23 protein-coding genes are annotated in these 22,522 nt (G+C 64.9%); 11 read left to right on the top strand and 12 right to left on the bottom strand.

Features of this window, described 5'->3' with window-relative positions:
* Positions 1-57 precede the first annotated feature (57 nt).
* Together O7A70_RS15430 and msrA are read left to right on the top strand one after the other, a co-directional pair.
* Entirely contained in the window at positions 58-375 is a 318-nt protein-coding gene (locus O7A70_RS15430; RefSeq protein ID WP_337141112.1) for a hypothetical protein, read from the top strand.
* 236 nt (positions 376-611) lie between these two features.
* Positions 612-1,337, top strand: coding sequence for a peptide-methionine (S)-S-oxide reductase MsrA (gene msrA, locus O7A70_RS15425; protein WP_337141111.1), 726 nt, complete (start codon positions 612-614; stop codon positions 1,335-1,337).
* Between the two features lie 97 nt (positions 1,338-1,434).
* Here msrA and O7A70_RS15420 read toward each other — a convergent pair whose 3' ends face one another.
* The 3 genes from O7A70_RS15420 to O7A70_RS15410 form a co-directional block, all read right to left on the bottom strand.
* The gene (locus O7A70_RS15420) at positions 1,435-1,941 is read right to left on the bottom strand and encodes a hypothetical protein (protein ID WP_337141110.1); all 507 of its coding nucleotides are present in this window, start codon (positions 1,939-1,941) and stop codon (positions 1,435-1,437) included.
* Between the two features lie 76 nt (positions 1,942-2,017).
* Positions 2,018-2,284: a hypothetical protein gene (locus O7A70_RS15415; protein ID WP_337141109.1), complete on the bottom strand. Its 267-nt coding sequence runs from the start codon at positions 2,282-2,284 to the stop codon at positions 2,018-2,020.
* On the bottom strand, positions 2,259-2,534 hold the full coding sequence (locus tag O7A70_RS15410; RefSeq protein WP_337141108.1) for a DUF4242 domain-containing protein: 276 nt from the start codon (positions 2,532-2,534) through the stop codon (positions 2,259-2,261). Before O7A70_RS15410 ends, O7A70_RS15415 begins: the two co-directional genes overlap by 26 nt.
* 217 nt (positions 2,535-2,751) lie before the next feature.
* Between O7A70_RS15410 and O7A70_RS15405 the strand changes: the two genes are divergently transcribed.
* A complete protein-coding gene (locus tag O7A70_RS15405; RefSeq protein WP_337141107.1) occupies positions 2,752-5,346 on the top strand; it encodes an ATP-binding protein in 2,595 nt (864 codons plus the stop codon).
* A 45-nt stretch (positions 5,347-5,391) separates the two neighbouring features.
* Here O7A70_RS15405 and O7A70_RS15400 read toward each other — a convergent pair whose 3' ends face one another.
* Entirely contained in the window at positions 5,392-6,396 is a 1,005-nt protein-coding gene (locus O7A70_RS15400; RefSeq protein WP_337141106.1) for a cytochrome d ubiquinol oxidase subunit II, read from the bottom strand.
* Positions 6,397-6,400: 4 nt separating this feature from the next.
* The gene (locus O7A70_RS15395; protein WP_337141105.1) at positions 6,401-7,762 is read right to left on the bottom strand and encodes a cytochrome ubiquinol oxidase subunit I; all 1,362 of its coding nucleotides are present in this window, start codon (positions 7,760-7,762) and stop codon (positions 6,401-6,403) included.
* Between the two features lie 323 nt (positions 7,763-8,085).
* Here O7A70_RS15395 and O7A70_RS15390 point away from each other — a divergent pair, with 323 nt between their 5' ends.
* Positions 8,086-9,012, top strand: coding sequence for an ABC transporter ATP-binding protein (locus O7A70_RS15390; RefSeq protein WP_337141104.1), 927 nt, complete (start codon positions 8,086-8,088; stop codon positions 9,010-9,012).
* 14 nt (positions 9,013-9,026) lie between these two features.
* Positions 9,027-9,788 carry an ABC transporter permease gene (locus tag O7A70_RS15385; RefSeq protein WP_027146438.1) on the top strand — a complete coding sequence of 254 codons (762 nt, stop codon included), beginning with the start codon at positions 9,027-9,029 and terminating at the stop codon, positions 9,786-9,788.
* 55 nt (positions 9,789-9,843) lie between these two features.
* On the opposite strand, the gene O7A70_RS15380 is transcribed toward O7A70_RS15385, so the two are convergent.
* Positions 9,844-10,881: a phosphatidylglycerol lysyltransferase domain-containing protein gene (locus O7A70_RS15380; RefSeq protein ID WP_337141103.1), complete on the bottom strand. Its 1,038-nt coding sequence runs from the start codon at positions 10,879-10,881 to the stop codon at positions 9,844-9,846.
* A 443-nt stretch (positions 10,882-11,324) separates the two neighbouring features.
* Between O7A70_RS15380 and O7A70_RS15375 the strand changes: the two genes are divergently transcribed.
* Entirely contained in the window at positions 11,325-12,509 is a 1,185-nt protein-coding gene (locus O7A70_RS15375; RefSeq protein WP_337141101.1) for a flavin-containing monooxygenase, read from the top strand.
* Here the strand turns inward: O7A70_RS15375 and O7A70_RS15370 are convergent.
* Together O7A70_RS15370 and O7A70_RS15365 are read right to left on the bottom strand one after the other, a co-directional pair.
* On the bottom strand, positions 12,501-12,725 hold the full coding sequence (locus O7A70_RS15370) for a hypothetical protein (RefSeq protein WP_337141100.1): 225 nt from the start codon (positions 12,723-12,725) through the stop codon (positions 12,501-12,503). The genes O7A70_RS15375 and O7A70_RS15370 overlap by 9 nt on opposite strands.
* 237 nt (positions 12,726-12,962) lie before the next feature.
* A complete protein-coding gene (locus tag O7A70_RS15365) occupies positions 12,963-14,966 on the bottom strand; it encodes a PhoX family protein (protein WP_337141099.1) in 2,004 nt (667 codons plus the stop codon).
* A 278-nt stretch (positions 14,967-15,244) separates the two neighbouring features.
* Here O7A70_RS15365 and O7A70_RS15360 point away from each other — a divergent pair, with 278 nt between their 5' ends.
* Positions 15,245-15,730, top strand: a complete 486-nt coding sequence (locus tag O7A70_RS15360; RefSeq protein ID WP_337141098.1) for a hypothetical protein — start codon at positions 15,245-15,247, stop codon at positions 15,728-15,730.
* Positions 15,731-15,964: 234 nt separating this feature from the next.
* Here O7A70_RS15360 and O7A70_RS15355 read toward each other — a convergent pair whose 3' ends face one another.
* The gene (locus O7A70_RS15355; RefSeq protein ID WP_337108603.1) at positions 15,965-16,627 is read right to left on the bottom strand and encodes a response regulator transcription factor; all 663 of its coding nucleotides are present in this window, start codon (positions 16,625-16,627) and stop codon (positions 15,965-15,967) included.
* Positions 16,624-18,015, bottom strand: coding sequence for a sensor histidine kinase (locus tag O7A70_RS15350; RefSeq protein WP_337141097.1), 1,392 nt, complete (start codon positions 18,013-18,015; stop codon positions 16,624-16,626). The genes O7A70_RS15355 and O7A70_RS15350 overlap by 4 nt, the downstream gene beginning before the upstream one ends.
* A gap of 168 nt (positions 18,016-18,183) precedes the next feature.
* On the opposite strand from O7A70_RS15350, the gene O7A70_RS15345 reads away from it, so the two are divergent.
* From O7A70_RS15345 to O7A70_RS15330, 4 genes are all read left to right on the top strand, one after another.
* A complete protein-coding gene (locus O7A70_RS15345; protein ID WP_337108543.1) occupies positions 18,184-18,525 on the top strand; it encodes a hypothetical protein in 342 nt (113 codons plus the stop codon).
* Positions 18,526-18,533: 8 nt separating this feature from the next.
* Positions 18,534-19,235 carry a phosphatase PAP2 family protein gene (locus O7A70_RS15340; protein ID WP_337141096.1) on the top strand — a complete coding sequence of 234 codons (702 nt, stop codon included), beginning with the start codon at positions 18,534-18,536 and terminating at the stop codon, positions 19,233-19,235.
* A 285-nt stretch (positions 19,236-19,520) separates the two neighbouring features.
* Positions 19,521-19,784 (top strand): helix-turn-helix domain-containing protein, encoded by a 264-nt coding sequence (locus O7A70_RS15335; RefSeq protein ID WP_140715716.1) that lies wholly within the window; start codon positions 19,521-19,523, stop codon positions 19,782-19,784.
* Positions 19,785-19,867: 83 nt separating this feature from the next.
* Positions 19,868-21,604: a SulP family inorganic anion transporter gene (locus O7A70_RS15330; protein WP_337141095.1), complete on the top strand. Its 1,737-nt coding sequence runs from the start codon at positions 19,868-19,870 to the stop codon at positions 21,602-21,604.
* Here the strand turns inward: O7A70_RS15330 and O7A70_RS15325 are convergent.
* Both O7A70_RS15325 and O7A70_RS15320 read right to left on the bottom strand, forming a co-directional pair.
* Positions 21,594-22,202 carry a DNA-3-methyladenine glycosylase gene (locus tag O7A70_RS15325; protein WP_337141094.1) on the bottom strand — a complete coding sequence of 203 codons (609 nt, stop codon included), beginning with the start codon at positions 22,200-22,202 and terminating at the stop codon, positions 21,594-21,596. The genes O7A70_RS15330 and O7A70_RS15325 overlap by 11 nt on opposite strands.
* On the bottom strand, positions 22,199-22,393 hold the full coding sequence (locus O7A70_RS15320) for a hypothetical protein (protein WP_442921187.1): 195 nt from the start codon (positions 22,391-22,393) through the stop codon (positions 22,199-22,201). Before O7A70_RS15320 ends, O7A70_RS15325 begins: the two co-directional genes overlap by 4 nt.
* Positions 22,394-22,522 lie beyond the last annotated feature (129 nt).

Below are 22,522 nucleotides of genomic sequence, written 5' to 3'. Positions count from 1 at the left end.
CGCAAGAGCCCGGCCGCCCAGAAAGGGCGTGCCATCAACCCCGCAAGGAAGCCTATCATGACCAATTTCTCCCGCCTGACGCTGCCGGCGCTCGCGCTTGCTCTCTGCTCGACGGCGCTGTTTGCCGGCGGCATCGCGCGCGCCGACGACGCCACCAATGCGATGAAGCCCGCCGCCAACGCCATGGCGCCTGCCGCGGACGCCATGAAACCGGCAACCGATGCCATGAAGCCGGCCGACCCGATGGCCACCAACTCCATGAAGCCCGCCGCCGATGCGATGAAGCCTGCGACGGATGCGATGAAACCGGTGACCGATGCCATGAAGCCGGCGACCGACGCCATGAAGCCGGCAACGGATGCCACCGCCAATTGATATTGGTGCGTGGCCTTCTGTCCCTGGCGGGCTCCCTGTCCAGCCGGGGACAGTTGCCGGAGCAATCCCGGAAAGGCTTGAAGCAGTTATGCGTCGGGAATGACTTCAAAGCAAAAAGTCCGGGCCGCACGCGAATGTGAGCCCCCGCCGCAACTCGCGCATCGCGCCACGGCAGCCGATCCAATAGACTGATCCCCCAATGGACTGATCCCCGGGGAAGCCATGAGGAGTGCACCATGACCAATATCAACAATCGTTCGACCGGCTTTGTCCGGGGCGGGCTTGCCGCACTCGCCCTTGCCGTCGTGGGCGCCGCCTTCTGGCTGACGCCCGCCGTCTCCGCCGAGGACGCGGTGAAAATCCCGCCGCCGGCAATCGACGAAAAGGCGTCCCCCGGCAGCGAAAAGGCCATCTTCGCCGGCGGCTGTTTCTGGGGCGTCCAGGGCGTGTTCCAGCACGTCAAGGGCGTCAGCAAGGCGGTCTCGGGCTATACCGGCGGCGCCAAGGACGACGCCGTCTACGAGACGGTCGGCACCGGCCGCACCGGCCACGCCGAATCCGTCGAGATCACCTATGATCCGTCCAAGGTGACCTACGGCCAGCTGCTGCAGGTCTATTTCTCGGTCGCCCACAATCCGACCCAGCTCAACTACCAGGGTCCGGACTCGGGCACGCAGTACCGCTCGACGATCTTTGCCGAAAACGACGCCCAGAAGAAGATCGCGCAGAGCTATATCGCCCAGCTCGACAAGGCCAAGGTGTTTTCCGAACCCATCGTCACCACGCTGGAGACCGGCAAGACCTTCTACCCGGCCGAAAACTACCACCAGGATTTCCTGACGCTGAACCCGACCTACCCCTACATCGTCTACAACGACTTGCCCAAGGTGGCGAATTTGAAGACGCTGTTCCCGTCGCTCTACAGCGAAAAGCCGGTGCTGGTGCTGTCGGCCTCGAACTGACGTTGCCGAGACATCCCGGGGCGAGTGTCCCCCGGGACCACTCGTCTCCGGCCCGCCCCCGCCTGGGTGGGCAATGGATGCGTTGGCCCGGGGTGGGTTACATGCCGTCGGCCTTCATTGCATCGCACGACACATCGGGGTTCATGTCGGCAAAGGTCCCGGTCGGGTTCTTCTTCCACGCCCAGACATGCAGTTCGTAGAAAGCCCCCAAACCATAACGGTTGGGAGCGCTGTTGAAGTTGAACAGCTGCCCTGCCAGCGAGGCCGGACCTTTCGAGGTGATGTATTCGACGGCAACAAGCCTGAGCTTGCCGTCGGCCGTAGGTTCGTACATCACCGCCTCCGGCTTGCCGACATCGACCGCGTCGTCTTTCAGATAGGCGGCATTGACGTAGTGGATGCCCATGGCGCCTCCGGTTATGCCGCTGGCGCACGGGATCGGCGCATAGCCTTCGGCGGTCGCCATCGCCACATTCTCGAAGCGGCCATTGGCTGCCCGCACCTTCTCGTCCAGTGCGCCGGTATCATGGGCATTCGCCGCCGTGGCCGCGATCGACAGGATCGACAGGTTGATGAGATGTTTGGTCCATATATGGATGTTCATATTCTCTCCTCGTTTTTGATGTGCGCGGGAGCAGCCGCTCCTCGCAGCGAAGCCGGACGGCCGGACGTATCAGGGGTTACAGCCGGGTGAAGTCCCAGTAGTGGGGCAGCTCTTCGCGCTCCGGCAGGCCGATGTCGCGCCTCAGATAGTCGCCTTCCGGTGGCCGGCGCCTGCCCGGCAATTGCGCGGAAAGCGCCGACACGATCCGCCACAGGCGGCGGGGCACGCTCCATGCCCGGCGGCCATCTCCCATGGCAGGTATCGTGTCGTTGGCCGGCATGTCGGACATGTCGCCGTTGCGCTGGGCGATCGGATTTTCATGGGCGGTAAAAGTAAGGGTCAAGAACCCGCACCTCCGTGATCTTGTCGACAGGAAGGGCGTTCTTCTGGGCAGTGCTGCGGATCGCCTCCGGCGAAGGCGCGTCATAGATGCAGAAGCTCTGCTTCTTGTCGGGCGACACGAAGGACTGCACCCAGGTGACGCCCTTCTCCGCATTGCGCATGATCACTCCGGCCAGTGCATCGGCGCCGGCATCGTTCATCGGCACGCTGAGGCCGTCGGGAAATGTACGTTCAACCACATAGCGGGGCATATCGAGGTTCCCTTTTCCATTGGACACGCTCGAATTGAGCGCGGCCGGACATGATCACGCCCGTCAACGGCGCGCATCGGAACCTTTCCCTATGTTTGGCGGGACGATTCCCCATGTTAACGGCGTTTACCCCAGGAGCCACACAGCAGATACCGGGCCCGGCTACCCTGGCGGTCGGGCTGGGGTGCGGCGGCCGCAGCCAGGATCACATGAGCCAATGACCTTGCTTCTGGAACGGCAGACACAGCTGGCGCAATTGGACGGCTTGCTGGCACAGGCAGGTCGCGGCCGCGGTCACGTGGCGGCGTTGTCGGGCGAAGCGGGCGCCGGCAAGTCGGCCCTTGTCGAGGCCTTCATCGGCGAAACCGGTGCGCGGGCCCGCATCTTCCGCAGCGCCTGCGAAGACCTGTCGATTCCCGATCCGCTCGGGCCGCTCTACGACCTTGCACGCGAGGCGCAATGGGCAATGCCGCAGGCGGTCGACGCGCGGCGGGGAGAGCGGCTGCCGCTGTTTTCCGATGCACTGGATGTCTTCGAGGCGAGAACGGGCGCGACCCTTCTGGTGATCGAGGACCTGCACTGGGCCGATGACGCGACGCTCGACTTCGTCCGCTTTCTCGGCCGCCGCATCGCCAACACCCACATCCTGCTGCTGCTGACGGCGCGCACCGACCGCAGCGAGGGCCAGATGCGCGTGCGCCGCGCGCTGGGTGAAATCCCGGCCGCAAGCGTTGCACGCATCGACGTGCCGCTTTTGAGCGAAGCGGCGGTGCTGTCGCTCGCCGGTGCCGCCGGCCGAGACGGCGATGCCATCTACCGGGCGACCGCCGGCAACGCCTTTTTCGTCACCGAACTGTTGAGCTGCGAATGCGAAACGGCGCTGCCGGCCAGCGTGCGCGACGCGGTGCTCGCGCGCGCCGAACGTCTGTCGGCCGGTGCCCGTTCGATGCTCGACGCCGTCTCGGTATTTCCCCGGCGCGCCGACGCCTGGGCCCTGGCGGGCCTGTGCGGCGTAGCCAGCGCCGGCCAGCTGGCGGAATGCGTATCCAACGGTTTGCTGGACGATCTGGGCGACGCCTTTGCGTTTCGCCACGAGATCGCCCGCCACGCCATCGAGACCATGCTGACGACCAGCCACCGGCGGGCATTCAACCAGCGCGCTCTGTCGGCGCTGCTCGAAAGGGGCGACGTCGCCACCGCGCGGCTGGTCCATCACGCGGTGGAGGCACACAATCTGGAGACGGTGCGCGAACTGGCACCGGTCGCCGCACGCGAGGCCTCCCGGGTTGGCGCCCACCGTGACGCCGCCGGCTATTATGAGGTCGCCTTGCGCCAGGCCGACACCTTGCCCGCGCAAGAGCGCGCCGGGCTTTACGAGCAATATGCCTTCGAGTGCCATTTGATCGCGCGCATCGACGAGGCCATCGAGGCGCAGGAGCAGGCGCGCGCACTGCAGCAGGCGCTCGGCAATAGTCTGAAGGAAGGCGACAGCCTCAGATGGCTGTCCCGCTTCGCCTATCTCCTGGGCGACCGACAGGCCGCCGACCGGTTCGGCGCCCAGGCGGTCGCGTTGCTGGAGGCCGTTGGGCCCAGTGCCGAACTTGCCATGGCCTATTCTAACCTTTCGCAGCTGGCGATGCTGGCCGAAAGACTGCACGAGGCATTGTCGCTGGGCTCCAGGGCGATAGAGCTCGCCGAACGGTTGAACCGGCCGGATGTCGTCTGCCACGCGCTCAACAATGTCGGCGCCGCCGAGCAGTGGCTGGATCTGGCCAGCAGCCGGCGGCATCTTGCCCGCAGCCTCGAAATCGCGCTGCGGGAGAATTTTCAGGAGCACGCGGCACGCGCCTTCACCAATTGCGCTTGTGGCGGCATGAACCAGCTCGACTATCGCGAGGCTCAATCCTTCCTCGATCGCGGCATCGACTATTGCGTCGAGAACGATCTGGCGACATGGCGCGACTACATGCTCGGCGTGCGCGCACAGTTGCGGCTGCGTCAGGGATGCTGGGATGAGGCGGCGTCCGAGGCGCTGGACGTGATCGGCAACGATCAGGCCACGGCCCTGGTGCGCTATCCCGCCTTGGTTGCGCTGGCCAAACTGCGCCTTCGGCGCGGCGACCCGTCGGCCGAGCCGCTTCTGGCGGAGATGAAGCGGTTCCTGGAAAAGGGGATCGAGCTGCAGCGGCTGCTGCCCTACGCGGCGGTGGTTGCCGAACAAGCCTGGCTCGGGCAGGCGGACAAGGAGGAGGCGCTGCGGCTCATCGGGCTTGCCGAAGGTCTGTCACCGACGCGGGCGGTCTTTGCCGAACTGGCCGTCTGGCGGCAGATGCTGGCACCGGATGTCGATCCCGGAGACACGGCCGGCATGGCCTTGCCGTACAAGATGCTGCTCACCGGTGACTGGCATGGCGCGGCCTCGGCCTGGGCCGAGCTCGACGCACCTTACGAACGGGCATTGGCGCTTGCCCGGGGCGACGAGGCCGCGCAGCGGGTGGCGCTGGAGACATTCGAGGCGCTCGGTGCCCGGCCGGTCGCCCAGCACGTGCGCGACATCATGCGCCGAAGCGGCGTCATTCACATCGCCCGTGGCCCGCGCCGCTCCACGCGCGCCAATCGCGCCGGCCTGACAGAGCGCCAGATGGAAGTGCTGCAGCTGATCGAGCGCGGCTTGTCCAACAAGCGCATCGCCGAGCATCTCGCCATTTCGCCCAAAACGGTCGACCACCATGTCTCGGCGGTGCTGGGCAAGCTCGAGGCCGTGTCGCGCGGTGAGGCCACCGCCGCCGCGCGAGACAGCGGGCTGATCTGAGCCGGCAGTTTGATCCGCCGCCCGTCCTACTCGTAGGTCAGAGCCTCAATCGTACGTCAAATCCGTCGCCTTGCCGCCGAACACGCGGTAGGCGTAGAACGAATAGAAGATGATCACCGGCAGCACCACCACGGTGCCGGCCAGGATGATGGCCAGGCTTTCGGTCGCCGACGCCGCCTGCCAGATGGTCAGGCGATCGGGCACCACATAGGGATAGAACGACCAGGCAAGGCCGGCAAAGCCGAGCGCGAAGATGGCGGCCAGCGTCAGGAACGGCGTCAGCGCATGGCGGTCGCCGGGCCGGGGCAGGTGGAAGGTCTGCCGCCACAGCCAGAGAAACAGCAGCGCCGACAGGATCGGCAGCGGCGACAGATAGAGCATCCACGGCCAGTCGAACCATTTGGCGAAGATGCGCGGGCTGGCGAAGGGTGTCGCCAGCGACACGGCGGCCATACCGAGCGCGGTCAGCACCAGCGCCGTGCGCAGCCAGAGCACCGCCTTCTTCTGCAACTCGCCCTCGGTCTTGTAGATCACCCAGGCAGCGCCCATCGCGGCATAAGCTGCAGCAAGGCAGAACGCCACCAGCACGCCGAACGCCATGCCGCCCGGCCCGACATCGAGGCCGAGCACATAGACGCCCAGCATGTAGCCTTGCGCCAGCGAGGCGGTGAGCGAGCCCAGGAAGAAGATACGGTTCCAGCGGTGCTTGCGGCCGGCCGGCACCTTGGCGCGGAAATCGAAGGCGACGCCGCGCAGGATCAGTCCGACCAGCAGCACGAAGACCGGAATGTAGAGCGCGGTGAGGATGACGCCATGCGCCAGCGGAAAGGCGACCAGCAGCAGGCCGACGGCCAGCACCAGCCAGGTCTCGTTGGCGTCCCAGAACGGGCCGATCGCCGCGATCATCGTATCCTGCTCGGCGTCCTCGGCGGCGGCGAACAGCATGCCGATGCCGAGGTCGAAGCCGTCGAGAATGACGTAGATCAGAATGGCAAGGCCCATCAGGCCGGCGAAGATGAGGGGGAGCAGGGTTGGCCAGTCGTAGCTCATCTCTTCACTCCCCCGCCGCCGGTTGCGACATGGCCGTCTTCATCACACCCGGCAGCGGCGAGGTGTCGCCATCCTTGGCCGCCTTCAGCGCCAGGTGCACCAGCACGCCGAGATAGGCGATCAGCAAAAGCACGTAGAGGAGAAGGTAGACGGCGAGCGTCAGCGCGACATGGCTGCCGGCCACCGGACCGACGGCATCGGCGGTCTTCAGCACGCCGGTCACCAGCCAGGGCTGGCGGCCGATCTCGGTCGTGTACCAGCCGGCCAGTGTCGCCAGCCAGCCCGACAGCGCCATCGGCACCATCAGCAGCGCGAGCGGCTTGGGCAGCGAATGCCGGCGCTTGAGAAAGAAGGCGGCCGACCACGAGACGGCGAGCATCAAGAGCCCGGTGCCGACCATGATGCGGAAACTCCAGAAGAGCGGAAAGACCGGCGGGTGGTTGCCCGGAAAATCGTTCAGCCCCGGCACGACACCGTCGATGCTGTGCCGCAGGATAAGGCTGGCGCCGTCGGGAATCGCGACCTCGAACTTGTTTTCCCTGGCTGCCTCGTCGGGCAGCGCGAACAGCACCAGCGGCACGTTGGGGCCGGTGTTCCAATTGGCCTCCATGGCGGCGATTTTCTGCGGCTGGTGCTCCAGCGTGTTCAGCCCATGCTGGTCGCCGGCCAGGATCTGGATCGGGATCAGGATCGCGGCGGTGAAGACGCCGGTGCGCAGCGCCTTCCACATCGATTCCGAACGGTCACCCTTGAGGTAGCGCAGCGCCGACAGGCCAGCGATCAGGAACGACACCGTCAGCCCCGAGGCGAGCAGCATGTGCACCAGCCGGTAGGGCATGGACGGGTTGAAGACGATGGCCCACCAGTCGACGGCATGCGCGACGCCATCGCGCATCTCGAAGCCAGCCGGGGTCTGCATCCAGGAATTGAGCGCGACGATCCAGAAGGCCGATAGCGTGGTGCCGCCGGCGACCAGCACCGTCGCCAGCGTGTGGACGCGGTTGGAAACGCGGCGGAAGCCGAACAGCATGATGCCGAGGAAGGCCGCTTCAAGGAAGAAGGCGGTGAGGATCTCGTAGGCGAGCAGCGGTCCCGCGATGTTGCCGACATGCTGCATGTAGCCCGGCCAGTTGGTGCCGAACTGGAAGCTCATGGTGACGCCCGAAACCACGCCCATGGCAAAGGACAGCGCGAACACCTTCACCCAGGTGAAATAGGCGCGCATCCAGGCGGAATCATTGGTCGCGTTGTAGCGCAGCTTGAAGAACAGCAGCACCCAGCCAAGGGCAATGGTGATCGTCGGAAACAGGATATGGAACGAGATATTCGCGCCGAACTGCATGCGCGAGAGAATAAGCGGGTCCATGGCGGGCTCCGGCTGCTTATTATTTATTTTGACGCAATTCCCTAGGGAAAGCGTTATGCGCCTTTCCCGGGAAAACCGCTTCACACTTTTCCTGGAATTGCTCCAATACTGGCGAAGGATAGGCCCGAAGCCGGGTCAGGTCAAAGCGACGTCCCGCCGCGAGGCTGAACGCCACAGGACAATTTTACCGAATAGAAGCCACCCATTTCCAACCGGCCCCCGGCTTCTATGTCGAGAACTGGCAGCAGGGCGTTGACTTGCAGTTGCACTGGGCGACAACAGGCCTATATCAAGTCACCTCTTTCAAGCAGCCGTTTTCAGCCATGCCCTCCATTCTTTCCATTTCCGGGGTCTCCAAGACCTACGCCACCGGCTTCACCGCGCTCAAGGAAGTCAGCCTCGACATAGAGCGCGGCGAGATCTTCGCGCTGCTCGGTCCCAACGGCGCCGGCAAGACGACACTGATCTCGATCGTCTGCGGCATCGTCAACCGCTCGTCGGGCACCGTCACCGTCGACGGCCACGACATCAGCAAGAACTATCGCGCCGCGCGCAGCCTGATCGGGCTGGTGCCGCAGGAACTCACCATCGACGCCTTCGAGAGCGTCTGGGCAACCGTCAATTACAGCCGCGGCCTGTTCGGCAGGCCGGCCAATCCGGCCTTTGTCGAGAAGGTGCTGCGCGATCTGTCGCTGTGGGACAAGAAGGACGCCAAGGCGATCACCCTGTCGGGCGGCATGAAGCGGCGGCTGATGATCGCCAAGGCGCTGTCGCACGAGCCGCGCGTCCTGTTCCTCGACGAGCCGACCGCCGGCGTCGACGTCGAACTGCGCCAGGACATGTGGGCGATGGTGCGCCGGCTGCGCGAGGATGGCGTCACCATCATCCTCACCACGCACTATATCGAGGAAGCCGAGGCCATGGCCGACCGCGTCGGCGTCATCAACCGCGGCGAGATCATCCTGGTCGAGGACAAGGCCGAACTGATGCTCAAGCTCGGCCGCAAGGAGATGAGGCTGGAGCTGCGCGCGCCGCTCGGCAGCGTGCCCAACGGGCTCTCGAACTACGCGCTCGAACTGTCGCCGGACGGCAACCAGCTCACCTACACCTATGCCAACCAGAGCGACCGGCCGGGCGTCGCCTCGCTGATCCGCGATCTCGAGGCGGCCGGCATCCAGTTCCGCGATCTCGACACCAAGAACAGTTCGCTCGAAGAGATCTTCGTCAATCTCCTGAGGCAAGAGCCATGAACCCGCGCGCGGCCATGAATCTACGTGCGGTGTGGGCAATCTATCGGGTCGAGATGGCGCGTGCGTTCCGCACCGTGCTGCAGAGCATCATCTCGCCGGTCATCTCGACATCGCTCTATTTCGTCGTTTTCGGCTCGGCCATCGGCTCGCGCATCACCGAGATCGACGGCATCAGCTACGGCGCCTTCATCGTGCCGGGACTGATCATGTTGTCGCTCTTGACGCAGTCGATCTCCAACGCCTCCTTCGCCATCTATTTCCCGAAATTCGTCGGCTCGATCTACGAGCTTCTGTCGGCGCCGGTCTCCTATCTGGAGATCGTCATCGCCTATGTCGGCGGCGCGGCCACCAAGTCGATCATCCTCGGCCTGATCATCCTGGCCACGGCCTCGCTGTTCGTGCCGCTGCACATCGAACATCCGTTCTGGATGCTCGCCTTCCTGATCCTGACGGCGGTGACCTTCAGCCTGTTCGGCTTCATCATCGGCATCTGGGCGAAAAGCTTCGAGCAGCTGCAGCTGGTGCCGCTGCTGATCGTCACCCCGCTGACCTTCCTCGGCGGCAGCTTCTATTCGATCCACATGCTGCCCGGCATCTGGAAAACGATCACGCTGTTCAACCCGGTGGTCTACCTGATCAGCGGTTTCCGCTGGAGTTTCTACGGCAAGGCCGACGTCTCGGTCGGCATCAGCCTCGGCATGACGCTGGTGTTCCTGGCCGTCTGCATCGCGATCGTCGCCTGGATATTCCGGACCGGCTACCGGCTGCGGAACTGATCGGCTGGGACTTGGTTCCTCTCCCCGCTCCGCGGGGGCGAGGAAAGGGCAGATCTCAAATCGCCTTGACCAGCCGCAGCAACCCCAGCATCTCGATGTAGGTCCCATCGCGAAAGGCGATGTAGACCGGCTCCTCGGCGCCGTGGAAGCGGCGCTTGAATGCCGCCTGGCCCTGCAGGTTGAACCTGCGGCGGTTGACCCAGGACGAGTCGTAGGCGCGCTGGAAGGTGTTGCGCCAGAATTCGCTTTCGGCAAATCCGCTGGGACCCACATCGACGAGCGGCGACAGGCCGAGCGTCACCACCGAGATACCTTCCTCGCGAAACCGGTCGACGGCGAATTTGGTCAGGCCGATCTCGGCATGCGGCGAGGCATCGATATGCTTGCGCTTGAAGGCGGTGGTGTAGCCGATCACCTTGCCGCCGGCGAACATCGGATCGAAGTCGAGCAGGGCGACCAGGTCGCCATCGGGACCGTGCAGCACGAAACGGCGCATGTCGCTGCCGAGCTGATCATAAAACGGACGGTTGAGGAAACCCATCTCCCAGCGCTTGACGATGCGGTCGCCGCGCCAATTTTGCGAGAGCCGGGAGATCTCGTCGAGGTTGATCGTGCGTTTGTCCTCCTCGAACGAAAAGCCTTTCTTCAGCAGCCAGCGCTCGGAATAGCGCACCGTCTCGTTTCGCTTGCCGGAAAAATCATGGTCGGGCAGCGGCAGGCGGGTATCGATGCCCAGCCGGTTGATCTTGTAGCCGAGGCCGGCAAGGACCTGGGCGGTCTGTTCGCCGATCTGCACGAACCATGGGCCGCCGGCACTCTCGACGAAGCGTCTGATATAATCGGGCCGCTGCGCCGGCGCCGCCACCGGATCGCCGAGCGCGAAATGATGCTTCATCTTGGTGCCGAAGGCGATGTAGCCGTCGGCGTCGCCAAAATAGGAAAGCTTGTGCTGCACGGCGGTGGAATAGGCGAGCGAGAAGTCGCCATGGCGGCGCACCAGCGCCAGCCGCTCGACATGCGCCAGCGCCTGGCGCTCGACCTTGGGCGAGGCCCCCTCGAGGATGTTGTCGAAATAGATCCGCAAGGAGGGCATGGTCGAGATTCCGCGTGCCGTTTGTGGCGCGACGTGCCGGTCGACACGCAAGACGCGCCACGGCGTCTTGATTTCTCGCGGGTAGCCGAAATCGATTGCCGGTTTCGAATGCCCACGTCTGTGACGAGATCCCCAGCCCCCGGACCTCGAATCAATCACTTTGCCGCGACCTGATTATCGCCGATGCCGCCGATATGCCATATAGGGCTGGATGTATTCGGACAGAAGCGGGTAATCCGCTCCATGTCGTTGTTTTGGCCGCGGTGCCGCGACCGGCAGTTTCCACCGGGCGGTGGAATGCTCCGGAGCGAGATCGCGCCTCGGCGCGGGGCCTTCGAAGATCGGCATCGAGTTGCCGTTCGGGTCCTGCACGCGATCAAACTGTTACAACGGCCTGCGAGCCTTTCGGGGCTGCCGTAAGGGCGAATGGGATTCGAGAGTGAATGGCTGATACGACACCTGGGACGATGATGGAGCAGATGGTGGCGATCGAGCCGGCGATCGTCATTGGCGCTGGCGTCGCCGGGCTGGCTGTCGCGCGGGCTTTGATGAAGGCCGGCGTGGCGACGGCGGTCCTCGAGAAGGAAAGCCGGCTGGCCGAGCCCTGGCGCCGGCGCCACGAGCAGCTGCACCTCAACACCCACCGCGATCTCTCGGCGCTGCCCGGCCTTGCCTATCCCAAGGGGACCCCCGCCTTTCCGCACCGGGATGTCGTCATCCGCCATATGGACGATTTCCATGAGGCGAACCGTTTGCCGGTGGAGTTTGGCGTTTCCGCCGAGGCCATCATTTTCGGGGGTGATCACTGGATCGTGCGCACCAGCGCCGGCTCGCGCCTGGCGCGTCACGTCATTGTCGCCACCGGCCGCGACAGGGAACCCTACACGCCGCAATGGAAGGGCATGCAGGCGTTCGCGGGCCGGATCATCCATTCGGCCGATTTCGGCGACGCCCGGGCCTATGCGGGCAAGAAGGTGCTGGTTGTCGGCGCCGGCAATTCGGGCTTCGACGCCCTCAATCACCTGGCGGGCGTCGACACCGCCGCTGTCTGGCTGTCGGCTCGCAACGGTCCCGCTCTTTTGCCCAAGCGCGTCGGCAAGATCGCCGTGCACCGGCTCTCGCCGCTCATGGCGCGCTTGCCGCTGCGCGTCGCCGATGCGGTTATGGCGGTGACGCAGCGCCTGGTTTTCGGCGATCTCACCAAATTCGGCATGCCGCCGGCACCCGCCGGTGGCGCCAGCCGCCTGACTTCGGACTATACCGCGATCGCCGCGGACGACGGCGCCGTCGATGCCATCAAATCGGGCAGGATCGTGGTCGTGCCGGCGATACGGGAGTTCACCCGCGATGGCGTCATCCTGGCCGATGGCAGGATGGTTGCTCCCGACATCGTCATAGCAGCGACGGGCTACCGTACCGGGCTGGAGCGCATGGTCGGCGATCTCGGCGTGCTCGACGAAAAGGGCGTTCCGCTCTTCAACGGCGGCCAGGCCGATCCGAAACTGCCCGGCCTGTGGTTCACCGGCATGCGGCCGAGCATCCGCGGCTGCTTCGCCAATGCCGCCATATTGGCCAGGGCGATAGCTGGGCGGATCGCTGGTCCCGGTCGGCCGGGCACCTCACGCTGATTTCGGTTCCAGCCGCCGGAAACCGACAGCCTCGGTCAGCATCTCCTCGTCGACCATGCTGGCATTGTAGAGGGCGAGCAAGGTGAGCGCCAATTCACGCGCCTTGGCGGATTCGGGATGTGCTTCGCGTCGGCGGCAGGCCTCATCGAAGACACGTTGGAAGGTGGCGACTTCGTCAGGTTTGAGCCGGCCACGGTCGTAGATCGACTTGGGCATGGCGATGATCTCCTGATCGCGATCTAGGGCGCCATGTGTGAATTGCCGATCTTTCCCAAGGCTTGAATGCAGGCAGCGCACAAAAAGAGGGGCTTCGGATTCCCGGAGCCCCTCTTGTTTTGTCTACAGCATGTCGCGGCGAATAGGATTCGCCCGACCTGCTGTAAGCTTCTGATTTTATGCATGTCGTCGTCCCGGAACCGAGCACAGTTCCGGGTGACATGCATTAGCCCTACGTCAGACGGCGATCTTGCCGCCGCCCTGTTTGGTGATCGCCACGACCGCCGGCCGCACCGGCATGTCCGGCTTGAAATCGGGCCAGCGGGTCGACGGGTCCTCGTAGTAGGAGGGCCGGCCGAACGCATCCCAGTCCTCGCCGCCGTCGCCCGGATGCTGGACGGCGACGAAGGCGGTCTGGTCGTCCGGCGCGAACAGCGGGCCGCACATTTCGGCGCCGATCGGCACCCGGAAGAACAGTTTCGAGGTCGCCCGCGCCGATCCTTCCGTGTCCACCGCCCACAGGCCGTCGGTGCGGCCGGTGGCCTTCGGGCCCTGGCCGTCGGTGGCGACCCACAGGCGCCCGGCCGAATCGACCGCGCAATTGTCGGGCATGCCGAACCAGCCATGGGCCGTCGTCGCGGTGGAGAAGGTGGCGCCGACATCGGCCACCGCCGGATCGCCGCATTTCAGCAGCACTTCCCACTTGCCCTTCGTGGCGGCGAAATCGCCGCCGTCCTCGACGATCTCGATGATGTGGCCGAAGGCATTCCCGGCGCGCGGGTTGGCGGCGTCGACCTGATCGGCCTTGCGCTTGGAATTGTTGGTCAGCATGACATAGACCTTGCCGTTGCCGGCATTGGGCTGGATGTCTTCGGGCCGGTCCATCTTGGTGGCGCCAAGCAGGTCGGCGGCGCGGCGCGTCTCGATCAGCACGTCGGCTTGGCCGGCAAAACCGTTTTCCGCCGTCAGCGGACCCTGCCCGAACACGATCGGCATCCATTCGACCGAGCCGTCCTCGGCGAATTTGGCGACATGCAATGTGCCGTCGTCGAGCAGGTCCTTGTTGGCCGCGCGGTCGCCGGCGTTGAACATGTCCTTGGTGACGAACTTGTAGACGTAGTCGAAGCGCTCGTCGTCGCCGAGATAGAAGACGACGCGGCCGTCCTTGGCGACGATCGATTCGGCGCCCTCATGCTTGAAACGGCCCATGGCGGTACGTTTGCGCGGTACCGAATTCGGGTCGTTGACATCGACCTCGACGATCCAGCCGAAGCGGTTGGGCTCGTTCGGCTCCTTGGCGAGGTTGAAGCGGTCGTAATGCGCGCCCCATTCATAGGCGCCTTCGGGTATGCCGAGGCGCTTGTAGTTGGCGGCTTCCTTGTGGCCCTCCGGCAGCTCGCCGGAGAAATAGCCGTGGATGTTCTCCTCGGCCATCACATAGGTGCCCCAGGGCGTGACGCCGCCGGCGCAGTTGTTGATCGTGCCGAAGACTTTCGTTCCGGACGGATCGGCATTGGTCTTGACGCGGTCATGGCCGGCGACCGGGCCGGACAGCGCCATCTCGGTGTTGGAGGTGATGCGGCGGTTGAGCTTGCCGTCACGCACCACCTGCCATTTGCCGCCGTCCTTGCGGATCTCGACGATCGTGCCGCCATGGGCGGCCATCTCGACATCGACCTGCTCCTTCGAGAGCGGCGCCACCTCGGCCGACTTCTTGCCGTCCTTCTCGACGATCTTGACGATGCCCGGGAACATCAGATGCGGGTTGGTGTATTCGTGGTTGATGACCAGCAGGCCGTGTTCCGCCGAGCCGTCGATCGCGATATAGCCGACATAGTCGTTGTTGTAGCCGAACTGCCTGGCATGGGCTTGCGCCGACTGCCTGGTCGGGTCGAATGCCGGCGAATCGGCAAACAGCGGATCGCCCCAGCGCAACAACACGTCGGCGTCGTAGCCCGGCGCGACATGGTGCTTGTCGTCGATACCGGCCTCCAGCTCGTCGAATGTGAAGGCGGAGCCTTCCGCGGCGCGAGCATCGTCGGCGGCGATCATCGCCAGCGGGCTGACGGTGGCGGCGATCGCCGAGACGGCAAGCGAACCCTTGAGGAAGCCACGGCGCGAGAACCGCGCGGCGATAATCTCGCCCATCGTGCGGTTTTCGCTGGGATTGTTGGCCGGGCCTTCGTTTTCCTCGAGCAGGCTGGTGCGGAATCGGGCATCGGTGGAGCGATGTTCGGTCATGGGAGCCTCTGGCTTGGATTTGGCTGGATTTTGTTGCCTGTTCGACCGCCTTACAGTCGACTGATCACATTTTCGTGACATCGTAACCGCGCTGCCGCTCCCTCACGATACCGGTTTTCACACCGGGGCCTGGGACTTTAGTCCAATCTTGCGCCTGCAAAGGTCCTGGGGGACAAACGCAACGGTCGGAGGCCGCTTTCGGTCACCACGTCTTTCGGCGATGTTCGTTGCACTGCAACGTTGGGGTGAGCGCGCCGGCTCAATCGACGGAGATCAGTATGCGCGGATCGATTACGGCCCGTTGTTGTCGCCTGGCTCTGAGATCGGCGGCGCTTCTGGCGCTGACCGTCGCTCCCTATGGAATTGCCTTCCATGGATTCGTGCCTGGAATCGATGCCGCGACCGCACATGCCGACAGGGGTGGTGGCAATGGCGGCGGTGGCGGTGGTGGCGGTGGCAATGGCGGTAATGGCGGCAACGGCGGCGGTAACAGTGGCGGCAACGGGAATAGCGGGAACAGTAACGGGAATAGCGGCGGCGGGAACAACGGAAATGGCAAGGGCCAGCGCGACAAGAGCAGCCATGTCAACGCCACCACCGGCGACGAGGTCGACGTGGACGGCAACAAGATTACAGTTCAGCACCCCGACGGTATGACGGAAAACATCGAGAACGGCCGTTTCAGGATGAAGGATGCGCTCGGGCGCACCATCATCGACCGCCCGGCCACACCGGCCGATGTCAGCCGGCTCAAGGCGCTGTGAATTTCGGCCCTGTGAATTCGGCCTTGTGAATTTCGGCCCTGTGAATTCGGCCTTGTGAAGCTGGTCAACAGGCAACGACCAGTTTCACACGTCACCTCCGCCGCCCCCCGGCGGAGGTGACCTCCTTTGCGCGGCGTTCCAAATGCCCCGAGGCGCTTATTCCAGGAAAAACGGCTTCCCGCGAAAAGCGCGCGGCGCTTTCTCCTGGCGGAATTACGCAGACGCTGAACCGCTCTATGAGCGGTCCGTCTCGCGGTCGCGAAACTCGCGCATCATGAGGGCTGCTTCCGTGCGGTTTCGCACGCTGAGTTTCGACAGCACCCCCGTCATGTGGTGCTTCACGGTCTTCTCCTGCAGCTCCAGGCGCAAGGCAACTTCCTTGTTGCTCAGTCCCTCCGCCACCAGCCGCAGGATTTCGGTCTGCCGGCCGGTGAGTTGCCGCAGCCGGTCCGCCACGCCGTTGGCAGGCTGCAGGGACTGCACATCGGAAAGCAGCCGGGCCGACAACATCGGCGAAAGATAGCTTTCGCCAGCCGCCACGTTGCGCAGGATATCGGCAAGCGAGCGCGACCCGACGCCTTTGAGGACATAGCCGCGCACGCCCGCGTTCAGGGCCTTGGTCACATCGCCATTGGCTTCTGAAACGGTCAATAGGACGATCTTCTGGGCGGGATGGTCGGCAAGGATGCTTGCAACCGCGGCCAGGCCGCCGCCCGGCATCGAAATATCGAGCAGCAATATGTCGGGCTGCATGGTCGAGACGATGCGTTCCGCGTCCTGCGCGGTCGCACCTTCTCCGGCCATCTCGAAGCCTCCGATCTCCGACAGGCTGCGGGTCACGCCTTCGCGGAACAGCGGATGGTCGTCGACAATGGCGATGCGAATGGCGTCCATTATGCTTGCTCCTCGACTGAAAGACGGATCACCAGCTTCGTGCCTTTCGGCCCGGTCAGGGTTTCGAACTGTCCGCCGATGCTTTCAACGCGCTCCCTGAGGCCGGCCAGCCCCAACCCCTCGGCCCGCGCCGGATCGAAGCCCGGCCCGCCATCCGAAACTTCAACGAAAAGCCTGCCGTTTTTCATTCCTGCATGCACCGCCTGATCCTTGCCCCGCCCGTGGCGGTAGGCATTGTTCAGCCCCTCCTGCACGAAGCGATAGATGCTGATCTTCTCAGAAGCGCCGGGTTCGGGCAAATGTCCGGGCAGGGTGAGCCTCACCGACGTGCCCGTCCGGTGCTCATGTTCCTCGACGGCCAGCCGCAACACGTCCGCGGCCGCCGCCGTTTCTATCTGCGGCAGCACCAGGCCGGTGCAGATGCCGCGTATTTCGCGCATCGCGTCCTCCAGCGTCTTGCGGATCATGGCGACCTCGGTCGAGCGGCCTTCGCTGCCATGGCCGTCGCCGGTGAACACCGGACTGTCCATGCGCAGCGCCGCCAGGGCCACGAGCTGGGCCGGGCCGTCATGCAGGTCGGCGCCGATCCGGCGCAGGTATCTTTCGTTGAGTGCGGTGGCGCGGCGGGACGCCCGCTGCACGCGTTGCCGCAACGCGCTGTTCTGCGTCACCAGCCCTTGCAGCTCCGACACCTGGCGGCGCAGCGCCCCGCGCTGGTCGTCGATGGTGCGGCTGGCGCGCAGGACGATGCTCGACAGAAGCAGGAATGCCGTCAAGGTGGTGCCGGCCACCACCAGCCAGCTCGACAGCAGGGCGGAAGCCAGGGTGGCTTTGAAATCGCTGGCGATCTCGTAGAATTCGGTGACGGCGACCACGTCGCCGGACCAGGGTTCGCGCACGGGATTGTAGATCTCGAGCAACGGCACGCCCGCGGCCCGCTCCTTGTCTTCGTTCTCGTCGAACGTATCGAACTGGGCAACGACACTGCCCTGGAAGGCGGAACGCAGATTTTTGTTCAGGTCGAAGCGGCGGCCGATCAAATCCGCGTCCTTCGCGTAGAGCACCGTGCCGTCGCGGCGCCAGAGCCTGAACGATGCCAGGCGTTTGCCGAGCGCGCCCTGGCCGAGCGTCTCGTCGAGCGCCTGTTTGACGGAATCGCTGAGTTCCTCGCTCTTGCGCAGGTCGGGCAGCAGCGGCGCAATCACGCTGTCGACATAAAGCGCCGTCGTGGCGGCCGAATTGCGAATGATGCCGTCCCGGATCTGCGTCGTCACCCAGGTCCCTACGACCAGCATGACGACCAGAAGCCCAAAGCCGCCGGCAACGACGAATTGCAGGGCAAGGGAAAGCTCGCTCCAGCGCCGCGCCAAGTTCTGAAGAATACGAATCATGGTCCCCTGACCGCCCTTCTATCGACATGCCGGGCGATTCCAGCACATTGAGCTTCAGTCTCGCCGTTGCCAAGACCTTCGTTGGAAACGACGTCGCTTGACGTCTCGGCGCGCTTCGGAAACATGGTCCGCGACATCAGGCGAAAGCCGCTTCGAGGGGGACGGACGTTGAGTTTTTCGGGACTGCTGCAGCTTGGCCTTTCGACGGTGATCTTCCTGCTGGCGGCGACCGCCGCCAAGCAATGGGGGCTGGCACCGAGCCTGGGCAGGATCCTGCTGACGCTGGCGCTCTATTCGCTGGGCAATCTGATCATGCTGCGGCTGATCCGCGAATTCGGCATGTCGGTGTCTTTCAGCCTCTCGGCGGTCATCCAGCTGGTCTCGGTCAACGTCGTGGCGCTGGTGTTCTTCGGCGAGCGCGTCAACGCGCTGCAGGCCGCCGGCATCGCGCTGGCGATCGCCGCCGTGGCGCTGATCACGCTTGGACCCTATCTGCAAGGGCGGTTGTAACGGTGCCGATGAAGAACGCTGCGAAAGCTCTGCTCAACCGGGTCGAATTCCCGGTGCTGCTGGCCGGCCTGGTCATCGCCGGTGGGCTGTGGGCGTTCGAGGAATTGATGGAGGTGGCACGGGCCACCACGCCGCACGCCTTCGATACCGAAATCCTGCTTGCCTTCCGCCAGCCGGGCCAGCCCGGCGTTCCCATCGGCCCGCCATGGCTCGAAGGGGCGATGCGCGACATCACCAGCCTTGGCAGCACCAGCGTGCTGGTGCTGATCACCACGGCGACGATCATCTATCTGCTGTTGATCCGCCGCCCGGCGACGGCGCTTCTCATCTTCGTTGCGGTGGCGGGCGGCCAGCTGCTGTCGAGCTTGCTGAAAGTCGGCGTCGACCGGCCCCGCCCGGAACTGGTTTCGCATCTGGTCAACGAGACCTCGCTTTCCTTCCCGAGCGGCCATGCCATGCTGTCGGCGGTGACCTATCTCACGCTCGGTTCGCTGGCGGCACGCTTCCTGCCGGGCCGCACCACCCAGGTCTACGTGTTGTTCCTGGCGGTGCTGACGGCGGTGCTGGTCGGCGTCAGCCGCGTCTATCTCGGCGTCCACTGGCCGTCGGACGTGCTGGCGGGCTGGTGCGCCGGCTTTGCCTGGGCGATGCTATGCTGGTTGGTGGCGAGGCTTCTGCAACGGCGCCAGGCGGTGAGCGACGACACCTGACCTCGCCGTCAGATCAATCTGTTGATGAGGTGCCCACCACAGCCCGCCAGCGCCAAAACCAGCGACAGCAAACCTGCCGATATCGTCAAGGTCTTGAAAATTCTCAACCGCGTATACCCCTGCCCCGGATGCACGCCACCCTAGCTTGAAATTCTCGCGGAGTATCGAAGAAAATGGGCAATCAGGCGACAACGATTATGTCTAACGCATTTACAATGATGCTTGAAACATCACAATGATGGTCTTACACATTATCTCCGCAGACTCAGACATGGGTTCCGGTCGATGATCACTGCCGCGCAAATGCGTGCCGCAAGGGCCTTGGCCGGCATCGACCAGAAGACGCTCGCCGAGCGCGCCGGCGTCTCGCTTCCGACCATCCAGCGCATGGAAGCGAGCGACGGCGTGGTCAGGGGCGTGGTCGATACGCTGATGAAGGTCATCCAGGCTCTCGATGGTGCCGGGGTGGAACTGATCGGCGAGAACCAGCCCAGCGAGCGCGGCGGCAGGGGCGTGCGCCTCAAGCCCGCCGTGCCGCCGGATCCCTAGGCTGAGCCAGCATAAGTCGCGACGGCGACCGCCGACAGTCCTGCCGACGATCCCGCCGCCTTTGCAGGTGCGGAAGGCAGCCCATGGATCAAGCGCGTCAGGCAGTGTATCAACCGGCCCACCAGCCGGTGAAGCCGACATTTTCCGAATTGTTCACGCCGAAGCTGGTGACAGTCTGGCGCGAGGGCTACCACCTGCCGCAATTCAAGGCCGACTTCATGTCCGGCCTGACCGTCGCCATCGTCGCGCTGCCGCTGTCGATGGCAATCGCGATCGCGTCGGGCGTGACGCCGGAACGCGGCCTCTACACCTCCATCGTCGGCGGCTTCATCATCTCGGCCTTGGGCGGCAGCCGCTTCCAGATCGGCGGCCCGGCCGGCGCCTTCATCGTGCTGGTGGCGGCGACGGTCGCCCGCGTCGGCGTCGACGGCCTGCTGCTGGCGACGATGATGGCCGGTGTGTTCCTGCTTGCGATCGGGTACCTCCGCCTCGGCACCTACATCAAATTCATTCCCTATCCGGTCACCGTCGGCTTCACCGCCGGCATTGCCGTCATCATCTTCTCCGGCCAGATCGTCGAACTGTTCGGGCTGACCCTGCCGGCCAGGGAACCCGGACCGTTCGTGCCCAAGTTGATCGCGCTTGGCGAAGCGGCCCGCACGCTCAACCCCGCCGCGACCTTGGTGGCGGTGTTGACCATCGCAACCATCGTTTTCCTGAAGCGCTGGCGGCCGAAATGGCCTTCCATGCTGATCGCCATCGGGCTTGCCTCGCTCGTCGTGGCGCTGTTTGCGCTGCCGGCCGAGACGATCGGCACGCGCTATGGCGGCATCCCGCGCAGCCTGCAATGGCCTGGCCTGCCCCCGGTCAGTCTCGGCAGGATGCTCGACGTCCTGCCGGACGCGACCGCCTTCGCGCTGCTTGGCGCGATCGAATCACTGCTGTCGGCCGTCGTTGCCGACGGCATGACTGGCCGGCGGCACCGCTCGAATTGCGAGCTGGTGGCGCAAGGCTTCGCCAACATCGGATCCGCCCTGTTTGGCGGCATCTGCGCCACCGGCACCATCGCCCGCACCGCCACCAACGTGCGGGCCGGCGCGCACGGCCCGGTTTCGGGCATCGTCCATTCGGCTATCCTGCTGGTGCTGATGCTGGTGGCGGCGCCGCTAGCCAGCTACATCCCGCTCTCGGCCCTTGCCGGCGTGCTGGCGGTGGTCTGCTGGAACATGTTCGAGAAACAGGCGTTCGCCACGCTGCTCAGGGCATCGCGCGGCGATGCGCTGGTGCTGCTGGCGACCTTCCTGATCGTCGTCTTCCGCGACCTGACCGAAGGCATCGTCGTCGGCTTCGCGCTCGGCTCGATCCTGTTCATCGATCGCATGGCGAAGTCCGTCGCCGTCGAGGCGGATCTGGCGCAGGAGGATGTTGCCGACAGCGGCGCCGGCGCCTATGATTCCAGCGAGGCCGCTGACGCCGAAACCGTCGTCTATCGCATCTCGGGCGCCTTCTTCTTCGGCGCCGCCTCCACCGTCGGCAGCGTGCTCGACCGCATCGCCGACCAGCGCCGCAACTTCATCCTCGACTGTTCGGCCGTGCCGCTTTTTGATTCGACGGCGGCCAATGTCATCGAAAGCGCGGCCCGCAAGGCGAGGCGCGCTGGCGCGCGCTTCATCATTTCGGGCGCCTCGCCGCGGATACGGCGCATGCTGATCAACCACGGCGTCAAGCGGCCGCTGGTGACCTATGCCGCTTCGATTCGCGATGCGCGGGCGCAGCTGGCGGGAAAACAGGAGGTGGAACAGCCGTCAATCATCGATTGAGCGATCCCGGGCCGCTGACGAACGGGCTTCCCACGAGATAAAATCGCAGCGGGCGCTCGGCATCCTTCGAAATGCCGATCCTGATGCTCTGCCCGATCGCGCCGGTTTCAGTGCCATCCCGAGCGAGCCATAGCGGGCCTTCCCGGCAAAGGTCGAGCCCGTCGAGCGAACGATCGATCCGCAATGCCGCGGCCAGCCTTCCCGGCCCGCGCGCCAGGTCGCGCAGGCGCTCGACGCCCCGGTTCAGCCGCATGATCGCGATGCCTTCCAGCGGCTCCAGCGCCCGGATCAGCACGCCGGTCCCGGTGCCTTGCGTCTCGCTCGAAACGTTCAGCATGAACGAGATGCCATAGGCGAGATAGACATAGGCGTGCCCGCGCTCGAGAAACAGTGACCGGTTGCGCGGCGTCATTCCCCGAAAGCCATGCCCGGCGGCATCGCCGACGACATAGGCCTCGGTCTCGACGATGCGGCCGCTGACCCTGCCTTCAGGCAAGTCGCGCACCACCAGCTTGCCGATGAGATGGCGGGCGAGGGCGGCCGTATCGTCGGGCAGTTCTTCTCGCGCGAGCGGCGGATGATTGTCGCTGTGGCTCACGATATCCGCTCGACCCGTTGCGCGCGCCAAGGTCCGGGTTCGAACGGCGCGCCGACATACTGGGTCTCGTGGGCCACCTTGCCGTCGAGAAACGCCACGATGCTGACGGTGTAGGACGGCTGCCCGTCATCGGTCAGGCGCTTCACCGTGCGCCGCATCACCGGCACCGGTGACGGTCGGAGGCGGCCCAATGGCGATCCAGGGCCGCTCTGATCTCCCGGTCTTCCATGGCAAACCTCCTCGACCATCGCCGTGGATGGGCCGTCCTACCACGGTCCATCCACGGCTGTCAGCGAAGGTCGCGCGGATCGGCCTCGGGA

Origin of the sequence: Mesorhizobium sp. Cs1299R1N1 (assembly GCF_037179655.1) — a bacterium.
GTDB classification, from domain to species: domain Bacteria; phylum Pseudomonadota; class Alphaproteobacteria; order Rhizobiales; family Rhizobiaceae; genus Mesorhizobium; species Mesorhizobium salmacidum.
Note: the sequence above shows the minus strand (reverse complement) of the source record. Positions and strands in the feature narration are given on the sequence as shown.